General features: G+C 35.7%; 24 protein-coding genes and 1 tRNA gene. 5 read left to right on the top strand and 20 right to left on the bottom strand.

Annotation, left to right across the window (positions count from 1 at the left end):
* Positions 1-36: 36 nt before the first annotated feature.
* The 3 genes from IGK81_RS05260 to IGK81_RS05250 form a co-directional block, all read right to left on the bottom strand.
* Entirely contained in the window at positions 37-1,524 is a 1,488-nt protein-coding gene (locus IGK81_RS05260) for a flotillin family protein (protein ID WP_010719401.1), read from the bottom strand.
* A gap of 15 nt (positions 1,525-1,539) precedes the next feature.
* The gene (locus IGK81_RS05255) at positions 1,540-2,064 is read right to left on the bottom strand and encodes an NfeD family protein (RefSeq protein ID WP_010719402.1); all 525 of its coding nucleotides are present in this window, start codon (positions 2,062-2,064) and stop codon (positions 1,540-1,542) included.
* Between the two features lie 193 nt (positions 2,065-2,257).
* Entirely contained in the window at positions 2,258-4,861 is a 2,604-nt protein-coding gene (locus tag IGK81_RS05250) for an HAD-IC family P-type ATPase (RefSeq protein WP_412003904.1), read from the bottom strand.
* A 178-nt stretch (positions 4,862-5,039) separates the two neighbouring features.
* Between IGK81_RS05250 and IGK81_RS05245 the strand changes: the two genes are divergently transcribed.
* A complete protein-coding gene (locus tag IGK81_RS05245; protein WP_010719404.1) occupies positions 5,040-5,822 on the top strand; it encodes a MerR family transcriptional regulator in 783 nt (260 codons plus the stop codon).
* 165 nt (positions 5,823-5,987) lie between these two features.
* Here the strand turns inward: IGK81_RS05245 and IGK81_RS05240 are convergent, their stop codons facing one another.
* From IGK81_RS05240 to ulaG, 7 genes are read right to left on the bottom strand one after another with little or no spacing between them, the layout of a single operon-like run.
* A complete protein-coding gene (locus tag IGK81_RS05240) occupies positions 5,988-6,704 on the bottom strand; it encodes an L-ribulose-5-phosphate 4-epimerase (RefSeq protein ID WP_034700355.1) in 717 nt (238 codons plus the stop codon).
* Positions 6,691-7,551: an L-ribulose-5-phosphate 3-epimerase gene (locus IGK81_RS05235; RefSeq protein WP_034700353.1), complete on the bottom strand. Its 861-nt coding sequence runs from the start codon at positions 7,549-7,551 to the stop codon at positions 6,691-6,693. The genes IGK81_RS05240 and IGK81_RS05235 overlap by 14 nt, the downstream gene beginning before the upstream one ends.
* Before the next feature lie 2 nt (positions 7,552-7,553).
* Positions 7,554-8,195, bottom strand: coding sequence for a 3-keto-L-gulonate-6-phosphate decarboxylase UlaD (locus tag IGK81_RS05230; RefSeq protein ID WP_010719407.1), 642 nt, complete (start codon positions 8,193-8,195; stop codon positions 7,554-7,556).
* Positions 8,196-8,209: 14 nt separating this feature from the next.
* Positions 8,210-8,509, bottom strand: coding sequence for a PTS sugar transporter subunit IIB (locus tag IGK81_RS05225; RefSeq protein WP_010719408.1), 300 nt, complete (start codon positions 8,507-8,509; stop codon positions 8,210-8,212).
* 43 nt (positions 8,510-8,552) lie between these two features.
* On the bottom strand, positions 8,553-10,043 hold the full coding sequence (locus tag IGK81_RS05220; protein WP_010737417.1) for a PTS ascorbate transporter subunit IIC: 1,491 nt from the start codon (positions 10,041-10,043) through the stop codon (positions 8,553-8,555).
* Between the two features lie 12 nt (positions 10,044-10,055).
* Positions 10,056-10,508 carry a PTS sugar transporter subunit IIA gene (locus IGK81_RS05215; RefSeq protein ID WP_010719411.1) on the bottom strand — a complete coding sequence of 151 codons (453 nt, stop codon included), beginning with the start codon at positions 10,506-10,508 and terminating at the stop codon, positions 10,056-10,058.
* A 16-nt stretch (positions 10,509-10,524) separates the two neighbouring features.
* Positions 10,525-11,592, bottom strand: a complete 1,068-nt coding sequence (gene ulaG, locus IGK81_RS05210) for an L-ascorbate 6-phosphate lactonase (protein WP_034700350.1) — start codon at positions 11,590-11,592, stop codon at positions 10,525-10,527.
* Positions 11,593-11,809: 217 nt separating this feature from the next.
* Between ulaG and IGK81_RS05205 the strand changes: the two genes are divergently transcribed.
* On the top strand, positions 11,810-12,574 hold the full coding sequence (locus tag IGK81_RS05205) for a DeoR/GlpR family DNA-binding transcription regulator (RefSeq protein WP_034700348.1): 765 nt from the start codon (positions 11,810-11,812) through the stop codon (positions 12,572-12,574).
* 164 nt (positions 12,575-12,738) lie between these two features.
* On the opposite strand, the gene nagA is transcribed toward IGK81_RS05205, so the two are convergent.
* From nagA to IGK81_RS05185, 4 genes are all read right to left on the bottom strand, one after another.
* The gene (gene nagA / locus IGK81_RS05200; protein WP_010719415.1) at positions 12,739-13,887 is read right to left on the bottom strand and encodes an N-acetylglucosamine-6-phosphate deacetylase; all 1,149 of its coding nucleotides are present in this window, start codon (positions 13,885-13,887) and stop codon (positions 12,739-12,741) included.
* Between the two features lie 74 nt (positions 13,888-13,961).
* A complete protein-coding gene (locus IGK81_RS05195) occupies positions 13,962-14,798 on the bottom strand; it encodes a helix-turn-helix domain-containing protein (RefSeq protein WP_010719416.1) in 837 nt (278 codons plus the stop codon).
* 206 nt (positions 14,799-15,004) lie between these two features.
* Positions 15,005-16,222: a pyridoxal phosphate-dependent aminotransferase gene (locus IGK81_RS05190; RefSeq protein WP_010719417.1), complete on the bottom strand. Its 1,218-nt coding sequence runs from the start codon at positions 16,220-16,222 to the stop codon at positions 15,005-15,007.
* Positions 16,223-16,365: 143 nt separating this feature from the next.
* Complete coding sequence (locus IGK81_RS05185) at positions 16,366-16,527, bottom strand: hypothetical protein (protein ID WP_181878293.1); 162 nt, start codon at positions 16,525-16,527, stop codon at positions 16,366-16,368.
* A gap of 68 nt (positions 16,528-16,595) precedes the next feature.
* On the opposite strand from IGK81_RS05185, the gene IGK81_RS05180 reads away from it, so the two are divergent.
* From IGK81_RS05180 to IGK81_RS05170, 3 genes are all read left to right on the top strand, one after another.
* Positions 16,596-16,678: transfer RNA gene (locus IGK81_RS05180), tRNA-Leu, on the top strand.
* Positions 16,679-17,302: 624 nt separating this feature from the next.
* Positions 17,303-17,512: a DUF378 domain-containing protein gene (locus tag IGK81_RS05175; RefSeq protein ID WP_010719419.1), complete on the top strand. Its 210-nt coding sequence runs from the start codon at positions 17,303-17,305 to the stop codon at positions 17,510-17,512.
* A 355-nt stretch (positions 17,513-17,867) separates the two neighbouring features.
* Positions 17,868-18,482, top strand: coding sequence for a LysM peptidoglycan-binding domain-containing protein (locus tag IGK81_RS05170; RefSeq protein ID WP_010719321.1), 615 nt, complete (start codon positions 17,868-17,870; stop codon positions 18,480-18,482).
* 108 nt (positions 18,483-18,590) lie between these two features.
* Here IGK81_RS05170 and IGK81_RS05165 read toward each other — a convergent pair whose 3' ends face one another.
* From IGK81_RS05165 to IGK81_RS05140, 6 genes are all read right to left on the bottom strand, one after another.
* A complete protein-coding gene (locus IGK81_RS05165) occupies positions 18,591-19,409 on the bottom strand; it encodes a plasmid recombination protein (RefSeq protein WP_239652864.1) in 819 nt (272 codons plus the stop codon).
* A gap of 382 nt (positions 19,410-19,791) precedes the next feature.
* Entirely contained in the window at positions 19,792-20,298 is a 507-nt protein-coding gene (locus IGK81_RS05160; protein WP_034700345.1) for a hypothetical protein, read from the bottom strand.
* A gap of 305 nt (positions 20,299-20,603) precedes the next feature.
* The gene (locus IGK81_RS05155) at positions 20,604-21,233 is read right to left on the bottom strand and encodes a hypothetical protein (RefSeq protein WP_034700343.1); all 630 of its coding nucleotides are present in this window, start codon (positions 21,231-21,233) and stop codon (positions 20,604-20,606) included.
* A 55-nt stretch (positions 21,234-21,288) separates the two neighbouring features.
* Positions 21,289-21,627 (bottom strand): LPXTG cell wall anchor domain-containing protein, encoded by a 339-nt coding sequence (locus IGK81_RS05150; RefSeq protein WP_223603537.1) that lies wholly within the window; start codon positions 21,625-21,627, stop codon positions 21,289-21,291.
* A 247-nt stretch (positions 21,628-21,874) separates the two neighbouring features.
* Positions 21,875-23,347, bottom strand: a complete 1,473-nt coding sequence (locus IGK81_RS05145) for a helix-turn-helix domain-containing protein (RefSeq protein ID WP_010719424.1) — start codon at positions 23,345-23,347, stop codon at positions 21,875-21,877.
* 381 nt (positions 23,348-23,728) lie between these two features.
* Positions 23,729-25,213 carry a helix-turn-helix domain-containing protein gene (locus tag IGK81_RS05140; RefSeq protein WP_034700342.1) on the bottom strand — a complete coding sequence of 495 codons (1,485 nt, stop codon included), beginning with the start codon at positions 25,211-25,213 and terminating at the stop codon, positions 23,729-23,731.
* Positions 25,214-25,486 lie beyond the last annotated feature (273 nt).

The following is a 25,486-nucleotide window of genomic DNA, read 5'->3' as shown; positions in this document are numbered from 1 at the left end:
TGGTTTGTTTATTTTTCTAACTAATTTAAACAATAGTTATTCTGCTTGATCGGGTTGTTCCCCGTTTTCATAGAGATTAACTTGTTTCATCGTTCCACGATTAGAGAGATTTTCGATAATGTCTTTGATATCTAATCCTGTTGTTTCTTTCAACGTTTCTTGAGTGGAAGCTAAGAGATTGGTAGCATAGTTAGTCACCCGGTTCGCTCCGCCGTTTTCGCTTGACCCGTTACTGGTATCAACCACTGAGATTTTCTCAATGTTTCCTAATGGCTGTGCTGCTTCTTTCATTAATTGTGGTAACATCTCGATTACCATACTCAAGACCGCTGCTTCACCATATTCTTTGAACGCATCTGCGATTTTGGCTTTGGCTTCAGCTTCGGCCGCTCCTTTGGCTAAAGTCGCTTCCGCTTCCGCTTGACCAGCTAACCGGGTTTTATTGGCTTCGGCTTGTGCCAGAGCTTCAACGCGGAATTGTTCAGCTTCGGCTTCAGTTACTTCTTTTACCTTTTGAGCTTGTGCTTCTTGTTCTTTGGCATAACGATCCGCATCAGCTTTTTTCTTCACTTCCGAATCGTATTGTTTCTCACGACGAATGATTTCTTTTTCTTCTAATTCAATTTGTTTTTGTCGTTCAATGACTTTTACTTCCATTTCTTGTTCAACAACATGTTGTTGCGCCCGAGCGCTTTCCAAGTTATAGGCTTGGTCTGCTTTGGCTTTTGCAATATCTTGTTCTTGCTTGTAAGAAGCTAGTTTTAATTCTTTTTCTTTGATTGATTCTGCAATTTCCGTCTGTCTTTGTAGTTCCGCTGCTTGAGAATCTTTTTCAGCTTCTGCTTTTTTAATACGTGTTTCTTTTAACGCTTCTGCTTCCGCAATATCTGCGTCACGTTTCACTTGGGCGATCCGTGGTTTCCCTAAAGAATCTAAGTAACCGTTTTTATCACGAACTTCTTTGATCGTAAACGAAACAATGATCAATCCCATTTTCGCTAAATCAACAGATGCCACTTCTTGAACGCTTTGACTAAATTTGTCGCGGTTTTGATAAATTTCTTCTACAGTCATCGAACCCAAAATGGAACGAAGATGCCCTTCCAAAACTTCTCTTGCTTCATTTTCAAGTTCCTCACGTGTTTTACCTAGAAACTGTTCTGCAGCAGTCGCAATCTCTTCCACTGAAGAACCAATCTTGATGATTGAGGTGCCATCACACATCACTGGTACCCCTTGTTCAGTATAGACTTCTGGCGTCGAAACATCTAACTTGCTTGACAAGAGACTGATCCGATTCGAGCGTTGGAAAACTGGTAAAACAAATGCCCCGCCACCACGAACGATTTTGATTTTATTATTACTTTCATCTGCGTGGACATTTTTACTGCCTAAATAACTCCCGCTAATAATTAATGCTTCATCTGGTTTGGCAGTTTGATATTTTGCTACAAAGACGATCAGTAACATTAAAATGATCAAGACTGCAATAGCAATTGCGATATAAACTCCTGATATTTCCATTTCTTATACACTCCTTCATATTTTTAGCATGCCTTCATAAGGCGTTACATAACAAACTCTTTCTTTTACTTCAATGATCAAGACCTGTTCTCCTTGCTTAGCTGGTGAACTTTGTGGGGCATAAAAGCATGCAGGTCGCGTAATCGAACCAGTCACACTTTTTAATTGGATCTCCCCCATCCCTTTTAATGGTATGGGTGTAACTACGATCGCCATCTGTCCTTCAAGAGTTTTTTCTGATGCCGACAACGTACTTTCAGCATTTTTCATCGGCATTCGGACATAAAAATTGAGCAAAAACACTAAAACAGTTGCAATCGCCCCACTTGAAATCAATAGAAACAGCGAATCTAATTCTGTTAAGCGCTCTCCTAAATACCCAAACAGGCTGGTAAAAGTTAGCCAAGGGACAATGAGTATCGGGTCAATTGGACCATCGAAATCAAAAATATCTCCAAAGACTAGCAGAAAAACTGCAATCCCCGCACAAGTTAAAAGTGTATACCAATAAATCGTCTCTAATGCCACCCCTCCAATCATGTAATCGCCTCCTCCTCTGTTTTGTTCTATCATACCAATAGAATAACTTTCTGTATAGTTTGATCGATATTTTGTTTTACCAATTTCCCAATGACGATTTAGCCAGTGGGGCGGACACCCCACCGGCAACAAAAGAACTTTGATGCGATCGTTTATTATTTTTGTTCGCTTCTATTCTGAAAAAGAAAATGGCTCATGCATCTAGTTTGTGAGTTGATTTTACCGTCATCCCTACAAAAGCTTTCTCTAATTCAACAAGAAGGAATAAAACCAATCCAGGTAGTAAACTGATGCTTACTTCTTGGACAGTCAACGAAACTGTCCCAATCGCAATTTTTAATGGTGGGAACACTAACATCAATCCTTGTAAGAGGATCATCGCTCCAATCGAATAGAGTAATGCCCGATTTTCAAAAAGATCTTTTGTCAGACTAAATTCAGTCACTCTTCGACAATTAACCATGTAGAAGGCTTGTCCAAAAACCATCGCATTGATCAGAACGGTTTGTTTCGCTTCAGCAGGAACAAAATCCATTGCAACGAACCCTAAAATAGTCATGATGATCCCAACATATAAAATACGCAAAAGTGCATATTTTGATAGGATTTTTTCGTTAATTGGTCTCGGTGGACGATTCATAACATCTTGATCTGCTTTTTCAAAACCCAATGCGTATGAAAGGGTGATCGAAGCGACTAGATTTAACCACAAGATTTGTACAGTAGTTAAAGGTAATGGGAAATTTCCTACCAATGAAAAGAGCAATAATAATCCTTGGGCTAAACAAGTTGGCAAATAAAAGAGAATCGTCTTTTTCAAATTATCAAAAATTCTTCGTCCTTCTTTCACGGCTTTTGCAATGGTCTCAAAATTATCATCTACCAACACCATGTCTGCTGCCTGTTTGCTAACATCGCTCCCTTTGATTCCCATAGCGATCCCGACATCGGCTTTTTTCAAAGCTGGCGCATCATTAACGCCGTCCCCAGTCATTCCAACAATTTCATCTTGTTCTTGGAGATAGGTCACAATAGCCAATTTATGTTCAGGTGTCGTCCTGGCAAAAACATCATTCTCACGGACAGCGATCTTCCATTCTTCTTCTGTCAATTGATCTAATTCCGTTCCCGTAATCGCCGATTTAGCATTTTTTAAACCTAATTTCTCAGCGATCGCTTTTGCTGTTGCTTGATGATCGCCAGTGATCATTTTTACTCTGATCCCTGCTTGTTGCATTTCCTTGACTGAAGCAATAGCTGATTCCTTTGGTGGATCAATGATGCCACTAAGTCCAATCATCACCAGCTCATTCATTAATTCTTCATGTGACAATTCACGATCCTTTAACTCTTTCATTGCAAACGCTAAGACACGTTGGCCTGTTTGCGCTAATTGTTCGTTTTTTTGTAACCACATAGCATGATCTATCTGTTGTTGTCTTCCATCTGATCCCAGTTCATATTGCACTTTATTCAGTAAAACATCTGGCGCACCTTTCACAAATAAGATCCTTTTTCCTGCAATTTCATGGACGGTCGCCATATATTTGTAAGCTGAGTCGAAAGGGATTTTATCAACGACTGGATAAAGTTCGATCGGTTGTTGATTGGTCCATTTTAATAAAGCTAATTCCGTGGCATTACCTGAAGTTGGACATACTCCTTGAGTTAGTTGGGTTTCTTGACAATTATGCATCGCTTCAACAAGCCAAGTCTCATTTTTGGTCCAGTTTTTTTCTTCAAGCATTTCCACCCCATGGTTCGCTTCTCTAGTCGCTAAGCTAACCAATGTCATTTCATTTTTAGTCAGTGTTCCTGTTTTATCTGAACAAATTACTGTCATTGCCCCTAACGTTTCAACTGTGGGTAGATTTTTGACGATTGCTTGTTTCTTTGCCATTCGATTGACACCCGAAGATAAAATAATCGTTAAGATCGAAGGAAGTCCTTCTGGGATAGAAGACACGATCAAGGCAATGACAGCTGTCGCTATATAGCCCCAAGTCATGCCATAATAAAAGTAGGATACGGTAGCTAACAATAAAATCAACGCAGCGATTCCTTTAAATATACTAGTATTCATTTCTTTGATTTTCTTCAATAACGGTGTTTCTTGTTCTGTGATCGACCCTAATGAAGTGCTGATTTTTCCAATTTCTGTAGCAGTTCCGACAGCGACTACGATCCCTACTCCTCTGCCTGATTCCACTTTAGTCCCAGAAAAAGCCATATTCGTTTGTTCCGCTAAAGGAGTCTCTAGCGGTAACGGGTCGGTCGTCTTTTGGATCGCATGGGTTTCTCCAGTAAGAATTGCTTCATCGATTTGTAAATTGAACGTTTCACTCAAACGAACATCTGCAGAAACGATATCTCCAGCAGCTAATACGATTTGATCCCCCACCACTAAATCAGCTGGTGCAATCTCTTTTTGCTGTCCCTTTTCGATGATGACTGCTTTTTCACTAAGTAATTCCGCAATGCTGTCTAAAGATGAAGCTGCCTTTCGTTCTTGTAAATAGCCGATCAGCGCATTTAAGAAAACAACTAAAAAAATCATACTGCCTTCAATATATGCGCCTGTAAAAAGCTTAACGATCGCAGCTCCTAGTAAAATGTACATCAGTGCATCATGAAAGTAAGAAAGAAATTTTTTCCATTCTGGAACTTTAATACCATTTTCTAAGACGTTTCTTCCATACTTAAGTTGTCGTTCGTTCCTTTCTTGTTCGTTCATTGCTTTTTTTACCATTAATTTTTCTTTGATTTCTATGATTGATAAGGTGTACCATTCTTTCATTTTTTTCCTCCAATAATTCTTACTGATCAAATCATAAAGGTTAGAGTGACTCTAAGGTCAAGAAAAATTTAAGCAAATCTATCTATGTAGAATAAAAAAATCAATTCCATTCACATTTCCCCCACGTTTCGTAGTAAAATAACCTTACTTAAAATGACTGATCAATGGAAGTGATGATTTGAAAATCAATGAATTAGCAAAGCTCTATGATATTACAGCCCATACTTTACGCTATTATGAAAAATTAGGTTTGATTACACCGGATTATGATGAAAATGGCTATCGAAATTATTCTTACGAACACATTGAACAACTGAATACCATCCGTGACCTACGTTATTTTGACGTCTCCATTACTGAGATCGCCGATTATTTGAAGCAAAAAGAAATCAGCAAGACAAAAGAATTATTAGCTTTTGAAATCGAGGCACTTCATCAACTCATCAGTGACTCACAAAAAAAAATCGAACTATTAATCGAACGTGTCCAGTTAATTGAAGAAGCAGAAAGCATAGACTATCAAGAAGTGCTATTAGTGCAGCAACCGAAAAGACTGATTCTTAAAGCTTCTACGGTTGCGACGGATGAACAAATCGACTTTTCGTTAAAAGAACTTCATAAAAAATACGAACCTTTATTAAGCACTAATAATCAAAATCTTTTTGGTAGTATCATCCATTTAGAAGAAGATCCTTTTACCTATCAAGTATTTTATTTTTGTCCTGATCTTACGATTAAAAATGAGGATGCTGAGATACTCCCTGCTGGAAATTATCTTAGTTATAGTTTTAAAGGTGACTATGAACAAAGGAAGAAAGGAATTGCTACCATCATGAACTACCTGACTACCCATTCGCTTCATAGAGCCAGTCCATTTTATGAATCTTATCTGATTGATTTTCACGAAACGAATAAGCCAGAAGAATATGTGACGCGTTTAGAAATTTTAGTTGAATCGTAGCTTTGGATAACTAAGTATTTATACAAGAAAAAACTACGTCTGAGTTTGACATCAGACATCAAACTCAGACATAGTAACTCTTTTATAAATCAAGAATAAAAATTTGCTACTAAGTGCTACGAATCAATAAATGTGAAGACTTCAAGTAAGCCCCCGCAAGCTTCGTCATTTTTGACCGTAATATGCATGCATCCCATGTTTTCGATAGTAGTGCTTATCTAAAAGATATTGTGGAATAGATTGCATAGCAGGATTAATTTTTTCATTTTCTTTAGCCATTAAGCATATTTCGTCTAAGATCAAGCTATTCTCTACCGCCTTTGCAGGGGTTTCACCCCAAGTAAATGGGCCGTGTCCATAAACGAATACACCAGGAACTTCAGTGGGAGCTAATTGTCTCTCTTGAAACGTTTCAACAATCACATGACCAGTGTTTCTTTCATAAGCACTTTTAACTTCTTCTTCAGTTAATTGCCGTGTGCAAGGAATCGTTCCATAAAAAGCATCCGCATGAGTTGTTCCATAGGCAGGCAAGTCTCGACCAGCCTGCGCCCACATGACTGAATGAGTGGAGTGCGTGTGGACGATAGCATTGATTTTTTCAAAAGCTTGATACAAAATCACATGAGTCGATAAATCAGAAGAGGGCTTCATCCCATCTTCTTCTAGCGGATTTCCAGCTAGATCAGTCACTACCATTTGTTCGGGAGCCATCTGTTCATACTTTACACCACTTGGCTTGATCACGATCACCCCAAGCGCTCGATCAATCTCACTGACATTTCCCCAAGTCAACTTAACTAGTCCATATTGAGGTAGTGCCAAATTTGCTTCATAAACACGTTGTTTCATTTCTTTAATGATCGGATTACGCAAACTCATAACCTGCCTCCTTTAGCTTCGGATAAAGATAGCTTTTTGCTGCTGCGATTTCTTTTTTAAAATCCGGATTTTTTTCACTCCACATTTCAATTAAAAATGACCCATTATAATTCAACTGTTTGAGTTTCTTTAACAAACCCTCAAAGTCAACACAGCCTGCGCCAAAAGGAACATCACGAAATTGACCTGATGATTCAGTTGTTACTGGATAGGTATCCTTTAAGTGGATGGAAGAAATCCATTCGATTCCCTTTTCTAGTTCACGTTCTGGATCGTTTTCTTGCCAAGCCGAAAGGTTACCAAGATCTGGGTAGACTTGAAGATATGGTGAATCAATCTGGCGTTTGATTTCTAAAAATTTAGTGATTGAATTCATAAATGGATCATCCATAATTTCAATTGACAAGATTATTCCATATTCAGAAGCTATTTTGACGCTTTCTTCGAGTCCTTCAATAAATAATTTTCGTGATAGCCTTGTTTTTTTCTCATAATAGACATCGTATCCGGCTACTTGGATAATTTTGATACTTAAGCGCTGAGCAAGTCGGATCGCTTTGACCATCAATTCTTTGGCTTTTATCCGATACGCTTCATTTGAAGAGCCAAAAGGAAACCTGCGATGACCACTCAGACAAATGGAATTGATCCGTATGCCCGTCTCTTTCATGTCTTTGCGTATTTGATTGATCCTCTCGTCAGACCAATTGAGTCGAGCTAGGCGTTCATCTGTCTCGTCAATCGACATCTCAATAAAGGAAAAACCAAGTTCCTTTGCTAATAAAAAGCGCTCTTTCCAAGAGATATCTTTTGGTAGTGCCTTCTCATAAATTCCGATTTGAGCCAAGTCTATTCCCCCCAAATGCGAATCATTTCTTGTTTAAAATCATTGGCTGCTTTTGCAGGATCGTCCGCACTAGAAATCCCTCTTCCAGCTATAAAAGTTTCCACTTCAATCCCTGCGAATAATTTCAATGTTTCCACGTTTAATCCACCTGTCACAGAAACTGCAAAGCCCATTTCTATCAATTTCTTTACTTTTGTCAGATCCCGTTCTCCCCAAGTTTCACCAGAAAGTAATGCATCTCGACTTTGATGATAGATCACCTGTTGGATACCGATCCTCCGCCATTCAGCTGCTTGTTCATAGGTCCAATCCCCATACAGTTCGACTTGCAATGCCTTCACTTCTTTTTGAGCTGCTTCCATGGTTGGCAGAGTAGCACAGCAGATAACAGTCATAAAATCCGCACCGGCATCAGTTACATTTTTGGCTACCGTGCCCCCGGCATCCGCACATTTTGTATCAGCAACAATTGTTTTCCTTGGAAACATGCTACGAATACAGCTGATGGCTTTGCGCCCCTCTTGCAGACATAAAATGGTTCCAATTTCAATAATATCGACAATATCCCCTACTTGAAATACATCTGCTAATGCTTGTTCTAAATCATTATGATCCAAAGCAATCTGTAATTTTGGTCTGCTCATTTTGTCTTCCTCTTTTATTTAGATTTTTGATACAACGCTGATTCAGCAAATTTTTCACCAATTTCTTTGGCTGACATGACATTTTTAATGCCAATCACTGTAATTCCTTTTTTCTCTGCTTGGATAAACATATTCAAAAAATTGACTGGTGTAAAAACGACATCATACTGAGTCGCAGAACTTTTTCCTTCAGAAATTGCACAATGATGGATTTTGGTAATTGACACACCTAGTTCTTTCATTGCCTTTTCGACGCTTCTCATCATCATCAAACTTGTTCCCGACCCGTTTGCGCAAGATACTAAAATTCTCATTATGTTTTCCTCCTATGTGTTCATTTTAATTTTATTGTTGTATTTAATTCTCGTTGTGATATTTTTCTGCATATTGCTCATAATCATCGACGATCAAAAAGTACCCGTCTGGATTTTTACGGTATTGTAATTGTGGAATAATCAATAGCCCAACCACGACTAATGCGATACCAACATACCCCAAAAACTTCATCATTACAGTAAATAATGGCCAAGCAGTGGCCCAGTCAAACATACCGAGATAGCCACCATATTTTGACATGCCGATCCAAGTTGCAAAAACGGCCGATCCACCAACTTGAATGATTCCAGAAAGAAATGGGAATAGACAGGCGGCTTTGAAACCACCTCGATTGTTGGCAAAAACTGCGATAACTGCATTGTCAAAGAACAATGGAATAAAACCAGCAATCACGATGGTTGGTGATTTGAACAAAATGAGTAAGGCAATCATCAAAAATTGACCTAAGGCACCAAACAAGAAGCCAATGGTTACGGCGTTAGGTGAACCAAAACCAAAAGTAGCAGCTACGTCAATCCCAGGAACCGCACCTGGTAGGATTGTATTTGAGATCCCTTGAAAAGATTGTGTTAGCTCATCCACGAAAGTACGGACTCCTAATTGTAAAATGGCTAGGTAGACAGCAAAATTCAATGATGTTGTCATAATATAGAACAAGAAACTTTGTCCTTCTTGCATAAACTGTGCTTGAATCAAATAATCTTTTCCTAGCACTAACAAAATAATTCCAAAAAATAAAAGCATTAATAAAGAAGTTGCTACCATATTTTCATTAAATATAGATAAAAAACCTGGTAATTCAATATCTTCCAATTTTTTATCCACTTTTTTAGAGTGTTCTTTTTTTTGATCACGTTTCTTTAAAAACTCGGCTAACTTCGCAAATATATAAATACCAAACATTTGCTGATGTGCCACAGAAAAACCAGCGCCCTCGGTTAACTCCTGGGTGATACCAACTGTTAAATTAGAAGCTACTGCCCAATAACAGCCTAAAATCAGTCCCATAAAAATCAGAACTTGAATTCTTCCTAAAGAGGGAAAACAAAATAATAATATCCAAAAAGCAGTTGCAGATTGTTGAATCTGAACATTTCCAGTTGTAAAAACCGAACGTAATTTTGTATATTTTTGAAAACGAACGAGTAAGATATTCATAACAAAAGCAATCAAAAGTAAAATCATGACATCCCCAAATGTACGACCAAATGTTTCCTCTAATCCAGAGTCAACGGCATTTTGTCCAAAATATGGATCGGTGACCATCGCATCCAGATTAAACCGTTCTTTTAAACCTACTAAAATGGGGCGGAAGTTGTTTACTAATCCTCCTGAACCAACCGTCAAAATGAAGTAACCGACTGTTGCTTTCAAGAAACCAGCAATACACTCATAAAATGGACGTTTCAAGAGAATGTACCCTAGCAGTACAATAAAACCAATCAGATAAGCTGGTTGAGTTAAGATGTTTGTAGCGAAATAAGTCCAAATGCTCAATAAAAAATCAGCCATTCTTTTTTCCTCCTATAAGTTATACTCTTGCATCACCACTCGATAGTCTTCAATCGAATGGGTATCTGCCAAACGATCAATTAGCCCATCTATCATCAACAACTCAGACAATTTTTGAATATTTTCCATATGCTGATCTACATTTTTGGCTGCTAAAGTAAAGAATAAACTTGCTGATTTTTCTTCTTGGTCGAATTGAATGGGTCTTTTCATTTTAGTGAATGATATAGCTGTTCCATAAACTCCTTCACTATCTGCTGAAGAATGTGGCATTGCCACTTTGGGAACAATCACGATATAAGGACCATGTTCTTCTACACATTGGATGATTTCATCTACGTAACTTTGATCAATCAACTTTTTATCTAATAATAGTTGACAGCTTTCAGCAACAGCTTCCTTCCAATCAGTAATTTCTTTATCGGAATATTTCACCAAGCCTTGATCCAAAAAATATTTCAACATGTTGTTAGCCTCTTTTCTATAAGAATGACGGGAATGGTGTATCGTTTTCTACAGAAAATACATCCTCAAAACCACGGTAGAAATTAAATTCCAGGTCGTCTTTGTTCGTTGGATAGGTAAACTTGCCTCCTACCTGCCAGATATATGGTTTAAAATCGTACTTCAAGCGATCCTTTTTAAACTTCCATATTTCGGTAATTTCTTTTGGATCAGCCATAAAATTTGCCCAGATATCATAATGAACAGGGATGACTACTTTAGCCTTTAATGACTCAGCCATTCGCAACATATCGACAGAAGTCACTTTATCCGTGATACCTCGTGGATTTTCACCATATGCACCTAGGCAAACATCAATAGTATGTTCGTTCCCATGTTTCGCAAACATATTAGAATAATGAGAGTCTCCAGCATGATAAATATTTCCACCCGATGTTTCAAATAGATAATTCACAGCGATCTCATCCATTTCTTGAGGTATTTTCCCTTTTAAAGTTTCCTCTGGATCTTCACAAGTGACTAATGCTGTACGGTCAAATGCTTCTAAAGCAACGATAGTTACATCCTCAATTTTGACTTCATCTCCTGGTTTGACGATTATCGTTTTCTCTTTTGGAATTCCCCAGTTCAACCAAGTATTTACTACTTCTTGAGGACCAATGAATTTTGCATTCGGACAATTTTGATGAACAGCAGCTGCTGTATTGATATCCAAATGATCCGAATGGATATGCGTGACAGCTAAAGCGTTTACACTTTTCATTTCAAAAGGGTCAATCACAAAAGGTTGCGTCCGCAAGTTCGGTTGCATTTTTTGAACCCCACTCATTCGCATCATCTGATGCCCTTTTTTCATCATCCCATTTCCATGACTACGTTTACCTGTCCCACACCATAAATCACACAAAATATTTGTCCCTTTATGCGTCTTTAACCAAATCCCGGTACAACCTAACCACCACATCGCAACCGTTCCTTCTTTTACTTCTTCTGTTTCGATCTCTTCATTCAAGTAGGTACCCCATTCAGGAAATGTTTCTAAAACCCAATTTTCTTTTGTGACATCATTGACATGTTTGCTCATTGTAATTCTCCTCTCAAGAACTTTCTTTTGTTGATATCTAAATCATAATATGCAACGACAAACATGAAAACCCTTTTATATGACTGTTTGTTATTTATATGATCTTTTTTGTAAGTTAATTGATTTTTTTAGTATGATATATATAGTTAATAAACTTTATATGAATCTTTGAAGCGATAAAAATCATATACATAGGCAACAAATAGGAGGGTAAATAATGAAAAATTCCATTGTCAATATTGAGAAGCGTCAAAAGGATATTTTGGAGCGATTACAACAAAAAGAGCAAATGACAACATATGAGTTAGCTGAATCTTTAAAAGTCTCTATTAGTACAATACGCAGAGACCTAAATTTATTAGAAGAAAAAAATGAGATCATTCGTCATTACGGGTTCTGTTCTTATAATTATGATAATCGTACAGACTTTGATCAATCTGGACCAGAACGACTAAAACAATCAATCGCTCGTGAAGCTTGTAAATACATCAATGATTATGATACCGTATTCATCAATTCTAGTTCTACTGCACTTAAAGTGGTTGAATATGTACGTGCCAATCACCTGACAATTGTCACAAATAACGTAAAAATCACTTACTCCCCTCATAAAGAAAACTGCAATTATATCTTGACTGGAGGTGAGATGCGCTTTCCAAAAGAAGCATTAGTGGGTGATATCGCATTAAATACCATTTCTTCAATGAATGCTGATGTCTGTATCATTGGTTGCAGTGGTGTGTCGATCGATAATGGCGTAACAACTAAAATTCTCAATGAATCAACGATCAATGAAATGATGATTCGTCAAACGTTTAAATGTAAAATTCTAGTTGCTGATCATCGTAAAATTGGTTTAACATCAAAATTTAAAATTGCAGATATTTCTGTTTTTGATTATTTGATTACTGACAAGTTTTGTTCTGAAAAAGTAATTGCTGAAATCAAAAATGTTGGGGTGAAAGTCATCCAAATCAGTTAAAAAAAAGCCGGTGTGAATGGAACAAGGTTCTGTCCCAACCACATCGGCTTTTGCTTATTTACGAATGATGTTCAAATAAAATGATCTGATCCATTAAGTCAAAGCTCTTCAAATCAGCCTTTCAGCGATGGTTCGCTCTTACTTACTTAATAACAGTCTTTTTATTAAGCGTGATAACGTTCCACACCATCTAAGTATGTTGCTTCTAAAGTCATATCTGGATTCAATACGATAAAATCAGCGTCCCGACCTTTTGCGATCTTGCCACAAGTATCATCGATCTTGCAGCTGATTGCTGGTACTAAGCTTCCCATCATCACAGCTTGTTCAGGTGTAGCTAATCCCCAGTCTACTACATTTTTGATTGCTTCTTTTAATTTCAAGATACTTCCTGCTAAATTACCTGATTCTAAGCGAGCTGTGCCATCTTTCACGACCACTGGAAATTCTCCTAAATTATAATTGCCATCAGGCATTCCACCAGCCATCATGCAATCAGTGATCAATGCCACATGGTCATGACCTGCTTTTTCCATTAAAATTTGAGCAGCATTTGGATGAACATGATGGCCATCACAAATCAATTCTGAAAAAACATGTTCTAGCGATAGTAGCGCACCAACCATTCCAGGTTCACGATGATTTAATCCACGCATGCCATTATACGCATGGACAAAGACACTGGCACCTGCTTCTACTGCCTTTTGTGCTTCATCGATCGTCGCATTACTATGACCCAATGAAACAACCACGCCTTCATCTGTCACTTGTTTGACAAACTCTTCAACGCCTTTTCGTTCTGGGGCTAGGGCAATTTTTTTGATCAGTCCGCCCGAAGCTTCTTGCCATTCATGGAAAGTATCAAGATCAGGGTCTCCAAAATAACTTGGATTTTGCGCCCCTTTATGTTCTTCCGTAAAGAATGGTCCTTCAAAATAGATTCCTTTAATTTTTGCTCCAGGAGCTTCTTGGTACATTTTTCCAATTGTTTCAGCTACATCTTTTAAACGTTCTTTACTTGATGTTAAAGTAGTTGGTAAAAACGATGTTACTCCACAAGAAAGCAATCCTTCTGACATTGCTTTCACACCTTCTGCATCATTATCCATCACATCATGGTTCATATAGCCATGAATATGTGTATCAACTAGACCAGGAGCGATCCATTTTCCGCTTTGATCAATGATATTGACTTCTCCTTCAGGTGTGTTTTGGGTATACTCCCCAAAAAGACCATCAGTGATTTCAAGATAACCTGCATTTTTGACACCGGATGACAAAAAGAATTTGTCTGCGTAGATAAAAGTTCTCATTCTTCTCTCTCCTTTGATTTTCTATCCTAAAGGTACTCTTATTTTGGAGATAAGTCAAGAATGGTCTACACCATTTAGAGACTTTTTGCTATTTTTTTAACTGATTGTGCCAATTCTTCATAAAAGAGAGCTTTATTGATTTCACCTTTCTTTTTATAAATCAAACTCTTTAAAATAAATAAATCGTTAAGGTAATAATAACTATTTTTATCTTGCGCCCACCGTATTCCTTGATTTACTTGTTCTAAAGATAGTTCAATTTCTCCTTGGTGCAACAAAAAGCTTCCATAGTTATAAAAAATTTGAGTAAACTCACTTTTGGTTCGATCTTGGATCGTCTCTTGGAAGAGTTGGATACTACGACTTAAATAGTACCTAGCTTCCGCAGTTTTGCCAGCTACGCCATAGATTTTGCCAATGCAACTGACTAGCTGGATCTCAACATCCGTCACTTGTGTTCGATCTTTTAACGTCGAATAGGAGAGCGCTTCTTTTAAATAACTAAGTGCTTGAGTAATATTTTTTCGTAATGTAAATTCACAGACGCCTAAATAATAATAATATTTTTGAAAATCCGCAGCTTCGTACAAATTTTCTGTAACCTCTGGCGATTTTAACACTTGTTCCAGCTTGCGATAATCTCGTTGCTGAAAATACAAGTCTGTTAACTCAAAATTCTTTAAGACCGCTCGAATTTTCCCATGAGATAAACGCATGACATGATCGATCGTTACGCCTAAACGTTGGCAAATTTGTGCCATTACAACAACATTTGGTAGCTCTTCATTATTTTCAATTCTGCTTAAAACACTCTGTGAACAAATATCTTGCGAAAGCATTTTTTGTGTCATCTTCTGTTCTTTTCGAATTTCTTTTATGATTGTACCAAAGGAAGCGACCAACGTTTCCATAAGCATCCTCCTTCAAAATATGCGTATTCGCATTATACCAATATTTTACTTTACGGAAGAAGAAACATCAAGAAAAGTCCTATCAAAAACTTGTCCGACTTTTTTCCTTCCTTATTTTTGATTTAGCTAGTGATTATTTCATCTCTCACACCAAAAAGAGCCAAAACTTGAGTTCGGCTCTTTTGAGTAAAAACATCCATGACAGGCTATTTTTGTCGGTAAGTCGATAAAAATTCACGCATTTTGACAGCAGTCGTTTTCAGATCATCCATCTTTGGTAAATAAACGATTCTAAAATGATCCGGTTGATGCCAATTAAATCCCCCACCATGAACCAGCAAGATATGATGTTCATGTAGGAAATCTAAAACAAACTTTTCGTCATCTAAAATATTGAAACGCTTCGTATCAATCTTAGGAAAAATGTAAAACGCTGCTTTAGGTTTTACTGCAGAAAGGCCGGGAATGTCATTAATGGCATTGTAAATAAATTCTCGTTGCTCATAAATACGCCCACCAGGTAATAATAATTCATCCACACTTTGATAACCACCTAATGCCGTCTGAATGATTTGCTGAGACAATACATTGGAACAAAGACGCATCGAAGAAAGCATGTTCAATCCTTCAATATAGCCTTTAACATGTGATTTATCTCCACTCAACACCATCCAGCCAACACGAAATCCTGCAACACGATGGGATTTAGATAAACCATTCAACGTCACGACAAATAAATCTGGTGCCAAGGTAGCGATTGGAATATGTTCTAAACCATCCATGACTAAACGATCATAAATTTCATCAGAATAAATAATCAATTGATTTTGACGAGCAATCTCCACGATTTGCTCTAAAATCTCTTTTGGATACAATGCTCCAGTTGGATTATTTGGGTTGATGATCACGATTGCTTTTGTTCTACTCGTTATTTTTGATTTAATGTCATCAATATCAGGATACCATTCTGCTTGTTCGTCACATATATAATGAACAGGTTTTCCACCAGCCAGTGATACTGAAGCCGTCCATAATGGATAATCAGGCATCGGAACTAAAACCTCATCCCCATTATCAAGTAGACCTTGCATACACATTGTGATCAGTTCGCTGACTCCATTCCCTGTATAAATGTCGTTGATCGTCACATTGGGGAACTTTTTGATTTGACAATATTGTTCAATCGCTTTTCTTGCTGAAAAAATGCCTTTAGAATCAGAATAGCCTTCTGAATCTCGTGCATTCATAATCAAATCACGTATCACTTCATTTGGCGCTTCAAATCCAAAGGGGGCAGGATTTCCAGTATTTAACTTCAAAATACTGATCCCTTCTTCTTGCATACGTTCGGCTTCTTCTAACACAGGTCCACGTACGTCGTAGCTTACGCCTTCTAGTTTATTGGATTTTTCAAATTCTCTCATAACGCTATCCAATCCCTCATTTCAAAATAAACAGAAATTTCTGATTTTTTATTTTTTACTTATTTTCAATATCATACTCTATCCCTCTAAAATTTACCACAATTTTAAGTAAAACCATAAGAAAATTTAGTTAGTTTTCAAACTCATTTCCGTCGATATTCATTGAAGAAATTCGCACCCCAGTCCATAGCAATTCCGCAAATAACACCCAAAAAAATTCCGGCAGACAAATCTTTCAATACAATACCAAGAATTAGCCCAACACTCATTCCTAAGATAGAAAACTCCCCATCATATTTTTCCACTTTTTCTCTCCCTTTTCATCTTGACATCTGCGGAAATACTCGCTATCATTAATTTATTGTTATTATACGCAGACGTGATGGAACGGCAGACATGCAAGATTGAGGGTCTTGTGAGCGTACGCTCGTGTGGGTTCAAATCCCATCGTCTGCATCAATGACTAGTCGTAGAGCATTCCGTGCTCTACGTTTTTTTGTTTTCTTATTCACGTCTTATTAATAAACTTACTGTTCGTTATACTAAACGACCTGACTTCTGATAATTTTACGCATAAATTCTTCTTTCTATTTTACTCTTCCTGTTAATTTACTGCTAATGATTACTATGGACAGTTCCTTCTTATGTTTTCATAAGATAGCTTTTTTGATTATTTCTCCTTATTACGATTAAGCAATGAAATCAGTATTGTTTTATCTGCATGCCTTCTATTTTGCCCATCTTAATCATTTTTTATACTTACAACCTATGACCTATACTGTAAAAGAATTATGAGAACGATGAATATTAGGAACCATAATTGAACTCTTATTCAATCGATTCTTTTAAATAGTGTAACGCTTGTTTACAGTTCTTGAATCCTTTTGCTTTCCATTGGACATTTCTCTTTCTTGACTTATATATTTCATTTTTTTCTCATCATCAAACTCGTATTCTTATAAATAAAGATGACATTACCAGCTGATAACCTTATTTTATAAGCTTAAGCAGTATTTTAGTACTAATATAAAAATTAGTTTATAATTAGAGTATGTCAAATATGGAGAGGAGAAATAACAAATGAAAACTTTAGACATTATTGCTTTAACATTGTTGATCGTTGGTGGATTAAATTGGTTATTGGTTGGTTTATTAGAATTTGATTTAGTTGCTACTATTGCAGGTGGATCTACGACAATTCTAGCTAAAGCGATCTATATTATTGTAGGAATTTGTGCTATTTATTGTTTGAAATTCTTTCCACTTATTACAAATAGAGTAGAACGATAATTTTTTAATTATCCTCTGTTCCTAATATAAATAAAGCAGTCATGAGCGTTAGTTTGTATGCTCATGACTGTTTTTATTTATATTCATCTAAGCGTTATTCGAGACAAAAGAGAGATTTTTTCTACAGAAAAACGTGAGATTAACCTTTTCTTAATAACTAGACAGCTACTCTTTTCAGAGACATTATGCTTGATTTTACGACAAAGAAATCGCTTTCGATTACATATGTTACTTCAAATATTACAAAAAAGGTAGATTTGTCATAAAGCTATTACCTATGAAATATATCCCCGTGGTAAAGTATTCCTCGTTGGTCACAACAAAACTATTTTTAAATTTACGAAGGAGCTTTTACATGAAATCACTTAAAACATTACTATTAGGAACAACTTTGACTGCCGGCGCACTATTCTTTATGGGAACATCTGCACATGCGGACGAAGCTTATACCGTTCAATCAGGTGATACGCTATCAACGATTTCTCAAAAATACGTTGGTGATAACTCCTTGATCCAAACTATTGCAGAAAAAAATTCAATCTCAAACATCAACTTGATTTATTCAGGTCAACAATTAACAATCCCAACAGGCGAACAAGCAACAACACAAACAGCTTACCAAGCGCCTGCTCAAACAAAAACAGTGGCTGAACAACCAGTGAAGCAAGAACCAGTTCAACAAGCAGCACCTGCCCAACCAGTTGCTCAAGCAACTCAAACAGCGGCACAAGCAACACCAGCGACAACAAATACAAGCTCAGCGAAAGAATGGATCGCTCAAAAAGAATCTAGCGGTTCTTATACAGCAACAAACGGTCGTTACATCGGACGTTACCAATTAGATTCTTCTTACTTAAATGGTGACTATTCAGCAGCAAACCAAGAACGAGTTGCTGAACAATACGTATCTTCTCGTTACGGCTCATGGGAAGCAGCTAAATCTTTCTGGGAAGCAAACGGTTGGTACTAATATAAAATAGCTTGTTTAAAAAGCGAAGGTCCCTCTTTAGGATCTTCGTTTTTTTTTTACTAAGCAAAGCGTAAATGAAAAAAATTGGCAGAAATAGTATCCTTTCTGTCAATTTTTTTGGTAATTTCGATTTTCTAATTCCAGTTTGGCAAATGGTGGTTCGTTCATCGTGTTTTTTGAACAGTTGTGTTTGTCTAACTGCTCAAAATTATTTTTTGTTTCTTTCATGACGTTCAATAAATAGTTGTTCTCTGCTTTCAATCGTTTCACTAATGAATTCAAATAATTGTTTTCTTTATGTAATTCGTCTATTGTTTTACTCTTTTCGTCTGTCATATGATTTGAGTAGTTGTCTGTTTCTCTTACTGGTTTCTTCATCCCCACCTCAGAAGGCAACAACGAGTGGTGAAGTAATTTAGTATACAGTTCTTTGTATTCCTGATACTCAGCATTCAATTGTTCTTTCATATGATCATTTGTCGATTTTTTTCGATAGATGGATGTCTTATTTTGTTGAAGAACTGCTTCTAACTTTTTGAGTAATTCTGTTTCTATTTCACAGTTTTTATATTTGGACATAATATAAGCAGAATTGAGACGTCCTTCTTTCATGGGTATTAGGCCAATATGTAAGTGTGGTTTCTCTTCATCAAAATGAACATGTGCATAAATGATATTCGATAGACCGTATAGTTTTTGAAAGGTTTGAACAATTTGTAAAAAAAATAGTTTTGTTTCTCTTACTGATAATTTTTTTAATGCCGATTCTTTAAAGATGATTCGCCATTCAATTAATATTGTCCAATTAGAATGAATCGATTTTGTTGAAGATAAATGGGTCAAATATTTTCTAATGATCTTTTTATAGTCAATAAATTTCTTATTTAAAACATCATAATTTAAAGATGTTTTATCTGGTTGTACAATACTTGATTCAACTATTTCTCTTTGATTATGTCTTTGGACTTGTTCTAATTCATAAAATCGATAATCCGTTTTTTCTAATTTGATTGATTTAATAGTTCTGCCTCCTTACTTTCTTCTTACTATGTGAATCTTTCAAACAAGTAAATAAACAACGTTTTCATCTAAAGTTTAGTTAATTCTATCCGAAAAAACAAACCGAAAAATTCCTATTTCTTGGTAATTATGTACTTTTAGTGAAATAAAAAAGGACCCTCTTTAAAGGATCCCAAGTAAACCAGTTAAAACAAAACCTACTTCGTGAATTTTCGAGTGAACTAAGATAATAAAGCAAGCTTTGGCCCGCCTCTAAATAACTATTTTTTATTATGCTAGCTATGATTCGTTAATCAATACGGAGTGTTCCATCAATGGTTGTTGTATTGATTAGTTCTTTTTCATCATATACTTTATAATATATCTTTATGCCATGCGTACCCGAGGAAGGCATATTCTTGAAAGCAACCGATTCAATCCCATTGTTGGGTGGAATCAATCCTGAAACATATAATTTTTTTTGATTAGATGCTAAATAGTATTCTACTTGTATATTATAGGAGTTGACACCCACATTACGTACATCCACGTGGGCTTTTCCCTCTTTATTTAATTCGATTTCATGCTTCAATACAATCCGAACATTGTCTTTATCGACTTCTTCCTGCATCTTTTTTAATAATTCGCCATTATTCAACTGAGTGATGTTCTCATCAAAATCTGGCAATCCTGTAACGACTTGAGGGGGAGATTGATTAAAATAGAAGTATCCACTGATCCCCACTATCAAAAGTACTGCAGAGAAGGTTATCAGGATATATGTGCTTTTTTTTCTTTGTTTTGCTTTATGTGCCATTTAAAAATCTCCCTTTCTGATAAAATCAAAAACAAATCGTCTCAACCAGATGGATAAAAAAATCATTCGTTAAGCATTTACTTTTATTTTTTTTTCAAACAATCCACAAGTTTTTTTGTTGATCAACTAGTTTCTTTCGTTCCAACAGTTTATACTTTCAATGATTAGCAGAACTCCAACTATTTGGAATCCTGCTAAATGGTATTTTAAGACAATCATGTCATTGTTACTATGTGCGAAATTCCCTGTTTATTCTGCTGGGGATTCCAATAATATATGATATAAATGAAACAAATCACGCTTTTTTATGATTCAGTATCTTTTAAAGCAGTGAAATTAAACGTTATTTCGTAACTTGGTCTAACCACTTGATTTTCTTTAAATCCTTCAGCGATTTTTCCTTCGAATTTTAACGTTTTAGATGAAGATTTATCTAATTCTGTTAAATAAGTAGGGCTATTAAGAAATTGACCCGCAACACTTTGTAAACGGACGCCCGCTTCATTTGTTGGCGTAAAGTATAAATCTTGTCTTACACCCGATTGACTTTTTTCTTCAAATTTTGATATTTCAATCTTGACTCTACGTGCACTAGAATTATTTGTTACGGTATAAATAGGTGATAAGATATTAGGAAGTGGCTGGCCATCATCTGTTACCGCATTTGCATAACGTACTTTTGTAGGTACAGTGATGTCAACATAAGATACATCTTCCGGTCCGACCGGATCCCATGGACCAATCCAGCCATCCACTCCAATTTGTGCATTATCTTTTCCTTGAATAGTTACGCTGTCATCCTCAGGGTCACTTAATCCAGGAATCCAGCCTAATTCATTATCTTTAACTGTTTCTGCACTTGCGTTCATTGTTCCAATCCCAAATCCACCTAATAAAATAGATGATACTAGTAACACATTTGTCAACTTCTTCATTATTCTGTCTCTCTCCTCGCTGAAAACGTCTCACAACATTTCCATAAAAATAAAATTACATGATATAGTTTTTTTCTCGATTGAGCTCAATCAACATAACCGTTGAGAAAAGGGATACAATTGTTCCAAGTAACATCATATAAACGCTCAATTGTTCACCAGTTTGTGGAAGTCTCACTTTTTTTGAAGAACCTGAATCAGATGGTGTGATCGTTATAGTTGCTTTTTCTTTGGTTCCTGCGTCACTTACGTTATCAATTGTACTGGCATCTGCGTCCGCATCCCATACTCCTATTATTGCTTCAACTTGAATCGTTTGTTCATTTGTGGTTTGTGCATGACAGTTTGTTGTAATGAAAAGACTAACCATTAAAACACCTATCAAATAATACATCACTCTTTTTATTTCGCTCTTCACCTCCAATACTTTAACGACGCAACCTCCACAATAATATTATCCGTAAAAATAAAATAGAATGAAAACCAAGTTTTACCGATAGATTGGTAAATACCTTTTCCATTAGTAATTGTTATGTAACAAAAAGATGATTAGCTTAGAACATCTAAAAAATAATACTTAATTTTTAGCCATATCAGTTGATAAGCGGAAACTTTTCCGAAATTTATAGTCATAGTGCAAACTAACTATCCATACTGGAATTAACTTTTATATGGTAATAATCAACTAATTTATTAATGATATCTTCATCAAAATAACTAGACATCCCAATCGTTGGAATACCGAAATGGTCAGGCGAATATACATCTGTTAAAAGGCAATCGAACTTTTGTAAATAGCCCTTTTGTATTTGAGTAGTAGGATCGAGTATCTCAATTTTGATATTATGTCTAAAATAAAATTGAATTTCCTCTTTGAGCATCCGCATATGATCGTAAGAGCTATCCAATAAAAGTGCTACATTGATACTTGCTTTACTTTCTCTCACGCGTACCCATAGTTCAGACCAAGAAGTTAATAATTTGAAGATGGATTGCTGGATCATTTCATCTAAGTAAGATAAAAATGGATTACCAAGAGAAAAGTAAATATCAAAAAATTCATCTCTTAATGCGGTAACTAACTCAGGACTTACCTTCAACGTATTTTCAAAAAAATCCGTTTTTTTATTGTATAAAATATAAGTAGGTCGCACCGAACTCATGGTCGTCCAATAAATATCATGTATCAACTTATCTCGATTCTCGCAAAGTAATCCAAAACGTTCTTCCAGCAAAGTAATCACATAGCCGATCTGTTTCTTTATTGAGACCGAATCGATTTCAACTCCTTCTGAATGAAAGCGAGCGATTGGATTAATTGGCTGATGGAATTCATAAAATAATTGCTGAAGATTTTCTTTTACACTTTTGATGCCAAAGACATTATGTATTTTTTCTACTAGTTTTTTTTCGTTCATTAGATGTGTAAAATGAAAAGGTATCTCGTTAACTTCTAATTGATAGCCTTGCTTCAATCGTGTAAAACAGACATACAATTGAAATTTTAAATTTCCCAAAAATAAATGATGGTCATTGTTCACAATTGCCCATATCGTATTTTCTTTGATGAATATATCAATGATCTCTGAAATCAAATTTCTTTCTTCTTTTTGTATCAATTTTTCGGGCAAATGATATTTCTCAGAAAAATATACTGAAAAGAAGTCTCTGATATTCCCTTCGTTTCCGATAATTTTGATTTGATTGGTAATTTGAAAATCGAAAAACCGGATTTCTTGATTGATTCGATTAATTACCCTTGATACCTGAGTTTCTGAAATATAAAGCAAATCACTAAGCTCTTCTTTAGAAGTAACTTTTCCTAGGAAAATCGTTTCCAGTAATGTGTATTCTAGACTCTTTTCAAGAATTTTTGAATAGATAAATGACTTAGGCGTTGTGATATCTTTCTTTAAAATGATTCCTGCTCTAAAAGAAGTTTCAATTGATAGAGGCTCAATCATTTCGTTGACTTGAGATAGATCATTTCGAATGGTTTTTTCTGAACTATCAATTTTTTCAGCTAATTCCGCAGTCGTAATCCATTCCGTATTCCAAAGGATTTCTAAAATATTCAATTGGCGTCTCAAACGCCCGTCTAATATTTCTCTCATTTCTATTACATCTCTCCTCTCCTAACAGATAAATACTCCTTGTTTTATTTTTAGCATATCCCAATCTTTAAAAATAACCTTAATATACCGAGCCCTTGGTAAAATATCTTTCATAATCTTTTATTTTTTCCACCGATCCATTGAGTTGTTCGTGATGCAAAGTAAAAAAATAGGAGACCAAAGACAATCATTCATCTCGGGTCCCTTTACTAGGTAGATCTATGCAACAAACAGAATCGTTTTCACTAAATAGCACGCTCACTTTTTTTATAGTTAATGTAACGATAACTGCTCTTTGGATGTTCATTCGGAAATACTACTATGATTGTTACTGTATCGTTCAGCCTCTTTCTCAATATGTATATTCAACTTGTTTTGCTTTTAGATGAGTATATTCTTTCTAAAAACGTGTAATTCTTCCTTTTTGTTGATCAAAAAATGATGTAGTTTTTTGACAAATTCTTCTCCAAAATAATTAGGGACGCCAATAATTTTCACATCTCCTAGATCGCCAGTATTAAAGCCATTGGTTAGGACACAATCATAGTGTTTTAGCTGATTCACAGAATTTTGTGCTATTGGCAATAAAATATCAACTTCATATGTATTTCTAAAATGATATTCAATTTCTTCTTTTAGCATTTTTAAATGCCCGGCTGGTGCATCTAATAGCAATGCAGCGTGGATTTTAATCGTTGGCTTACGTATTTCCGAACGAAATTCAGACCATTGTGAAACTAAAGTATAAATGGATTGATAAATCATATTTTTTTTATCTAGAGAATGAACGGTTAGATCGTCATAAATTTCACTGAATTTAGCTTTCAAATTTAAAACGATATCTTGTCGATCATTCATTAATTCGCAGACAAAATCTTCTTCAACGTTATTTAAAATATGCGTTGGACCGATCGTACGAAATATCCGCCACATAACGGCCTGAAGTAGAGCTGTTTTGTTCTGGCAATTAATCTTAAATTCATAGCTAACTTCCAAAATCAGATTTTCCAGTCTTGTTTGTAAGATCGATTGACTAGTCCCTAGTTGTAAGCATCTTTCATTTAATTTGAATGGAGCATGAAAATACTCAAACAGGTTAAACAAAACTTCTTCTGATAGTTCGATACCAAACACAGCTTGCCACCTTTTGTTTAATTCTCGATCTCCAGTAATCATAGAATAATTAAAATAATCTTCCTCTTGTTTAAAGAATGAGCTAGATTTACAACGATAGGCAGCCACCCATAATCTCATTCGCATTTTATTCAATAAAAAATGATGTTGATCATCCATAACCATCTTCTCTTTATTTTGTTTATAAAAAATATCAAGTACTGTATCAATCAGTTGAAATTCTTCTGTTTTAAAAAGTAAATCGGGTGAAAGGTATTTTTCATAGAACAAACTAGAGAAAAGTTTACGGATATTTTTTTCGTGACCGATCAATTTCAAATCATTTGTGATTTTTATTTCGTATTTTTTCATTAAAATATTCATTTTATTATGTAATCGATTGAGTTGTGTTTCTGAAATAAAGAGTTGATCGCATAGTTCCCCTCTTTTCATCATGGGATTGATGAATATCATTTCCAACATTTGACATTCGACACTTTTTTGTAAAAAAAGCGAATAAACATATGATTTTGAAACACCTAAGTCTTTACTTAAAAAAACGCCATATTTTACCGAAGTCTCTATTTTTAAAGGTTCAATTATTTCATTCAGTTGTTTGATGTCTGTTCGGATCGTTTTTTCAACCCCACCTATTTTTTTGACGATCTCTGCAATCGTCAGCCATTCGTTGCTCCAGAGTAACTCTAAGAGTGCTAGCTGTCTTAAACTTTGTTTCGTTAGTAATTGCTTCATTTTCCCCTCCTAATCCCTCAAAATTTACAAACGCTTTGTTTTCTCTATTCTCCTCTATTATTAATTTTAATGTACGAAAATAAGTATGTCTACCATTTCATTAAAATATAAGTATAATAATATTAAAAAAGTAGTGATCAACCTATAAGATTCGTGCTTTTCTGCGAGGTAATATTTTAATAAAAATAACACTCAAGATATCTATTATTAAAATATTTACTACCGGATCTTTTAGAGAGCTCCATAAAGAGCCTTTCACTAAAATAATCTTTT

Origin of the sequence: Enterococcus sp. DIV0703 (genome assembly GCF_051711065.1) — a bacterium.
Lineage (GTDB): Bacteria > Bacillota > Bacilli > Lactobacillales > Enterococcaceae > Enterococcus_B > Enterococcus_B hirae.
Note: the sequence above shows the minus strand (reverse complement) of the source record. Positions and strands in the feature narration are given on the sequence as shown.

Bases quoted from the DNA above. Each gene is read 5' to 3' on its own strand.
- IGK81_RS05260 (WP_010719401.1), bottom strand. From the start codon at position 1,524: ATGGAAATATCAGGAGTTTATATCGCAATTGCTATTGCAGTCTTGATC.
- IGK81_RS05255 (WP_010719402.1), bottom strand. From the start codon at position 2,064: ATGATTGGAGGGGTGGCATTAGAGACGATTTATTGGTATACACTTTTA.
- IGK81_RS05250 (WP_412003904.1), bottom strand. From the start codon at position 4,861: ATGAAAGAATGGTACACCTTATCAATCATAGAAATCAAAGAAAAATTA.
- IGK81_RS05240 (WP_034700355.1), bottom strand. From the start codon at position 6,704: ATGAGTTTGCGTAATCCGATCATTAAAGAAATGAAACAACGTGTTTAT.
- IGK81_RS05230 (WP_010719407.1), bottom strand. From the start codon at position 8,195: ATGAGCAGACCAAAATTACAGATTGCTTTGGATCATAATGATTTAGAA.
- IGK81_RS05225 (WP_010719408.1), bottom strand. From the start codon at position 8,509: ATGAGAATTTTAGTATCTTGCGCAAACGGGTCGGGAACAAGTTTGATG.
- IGK81_RS05220 (WP_010737417.1), bottom strand. From the start codon at position 10,043: ATGGCTGATTTTTTATTGAGCATTTGGACTTATTTCGCTACAAACATC.
- IGK81_RS05215 (WP_010719411.1), bottom strand. From the start codon at position 10,508: ATGTTGAAATATTTTTTGGATCAAGGCTTGGTGAAATATTCCGATAAA.
- ulaG (WP_034700350.1), bottom strand. From the start codon at position 11,592: ATGAGCAAACATGTCAATGATGTCACAAAAGAAAATTGGGTTTTAGAA.
- IGK81_RS05205 (WP_034700348.1), top strand. From the start codon at position 11,810: ATGAAAAATTCCATTGTCAATATTGAGAAGCGTCAAAAGGATATTTTG.
- nagA (WP_010719415.1), bottom strand. From the start codon at position 13,887: ATGAGAACTTTTATCTACGCAGACAAATTCTTTTTGTCATCCGGTGTC.
- IGK81_RS05195 (WP_010719416.1), bottom strand. From the start codon at position 14,798: ATGGAAACGTTGGTCGCTTCCTTTGGTACAATCATAAAAGAAATTCGA.
- IGK81_RS05190 (WP_010719417.1), bottom strand. From the start codon at position 16,222: ATGAGAGAATTTGAAAAATCCAATAAACTAGAAGGCGTAAGCTACGAC.
- IGK81_RS05175 (WP_010719419.1), top strand. From the start codon at position 17,303: ATGAAAACTTTAGACATTATTGCTTTAACATTGTTGATCGTTGGTGGA.
- IGK81_RS05170 (WP_010719321.1), top strand. From the start codon at position 17,868: ATGAAATCACTTAAAACATTACTATTAGGAACAACTTTGACTGCCGGC.
- IGK81_RS05160 (WP_034700345.1), bottom strand. From the start codon at position 20,298: ATGGCACATAAAGCAAAACAAAGAAAAAAAAGCACATATATCCTGATA.
- IGK81_RS05155 (WP_034700343.1), bottom strand. From the start codon at position 21,233: ATGAAGAAGTTGACAAATGTGTTACTAGTATCATCTATTTTATTAGGT.
- IGK81_RS05150 (WP_223603537.1), bottom strand. From the start codon at position 21,627: ATGTATTATTTGATAGGTGTTTTAATGGTTAGTCTTTTCATTACAACA.
- IGK81_RS05145 (WP_010719424.1), bottom strand. From the start codon at position 23,347: ATGAGAGAAATATTAGACGGGCGTTTGAGACGCCAATTGAATATTTTA.
- IGK81_RS05140 (WP_034700342.1), bottom strand. From the start codon at position 25,213: ATGAAGCAATTACTAACGAAACAAAGTTTAAGACAGCTAGCACTCTTA.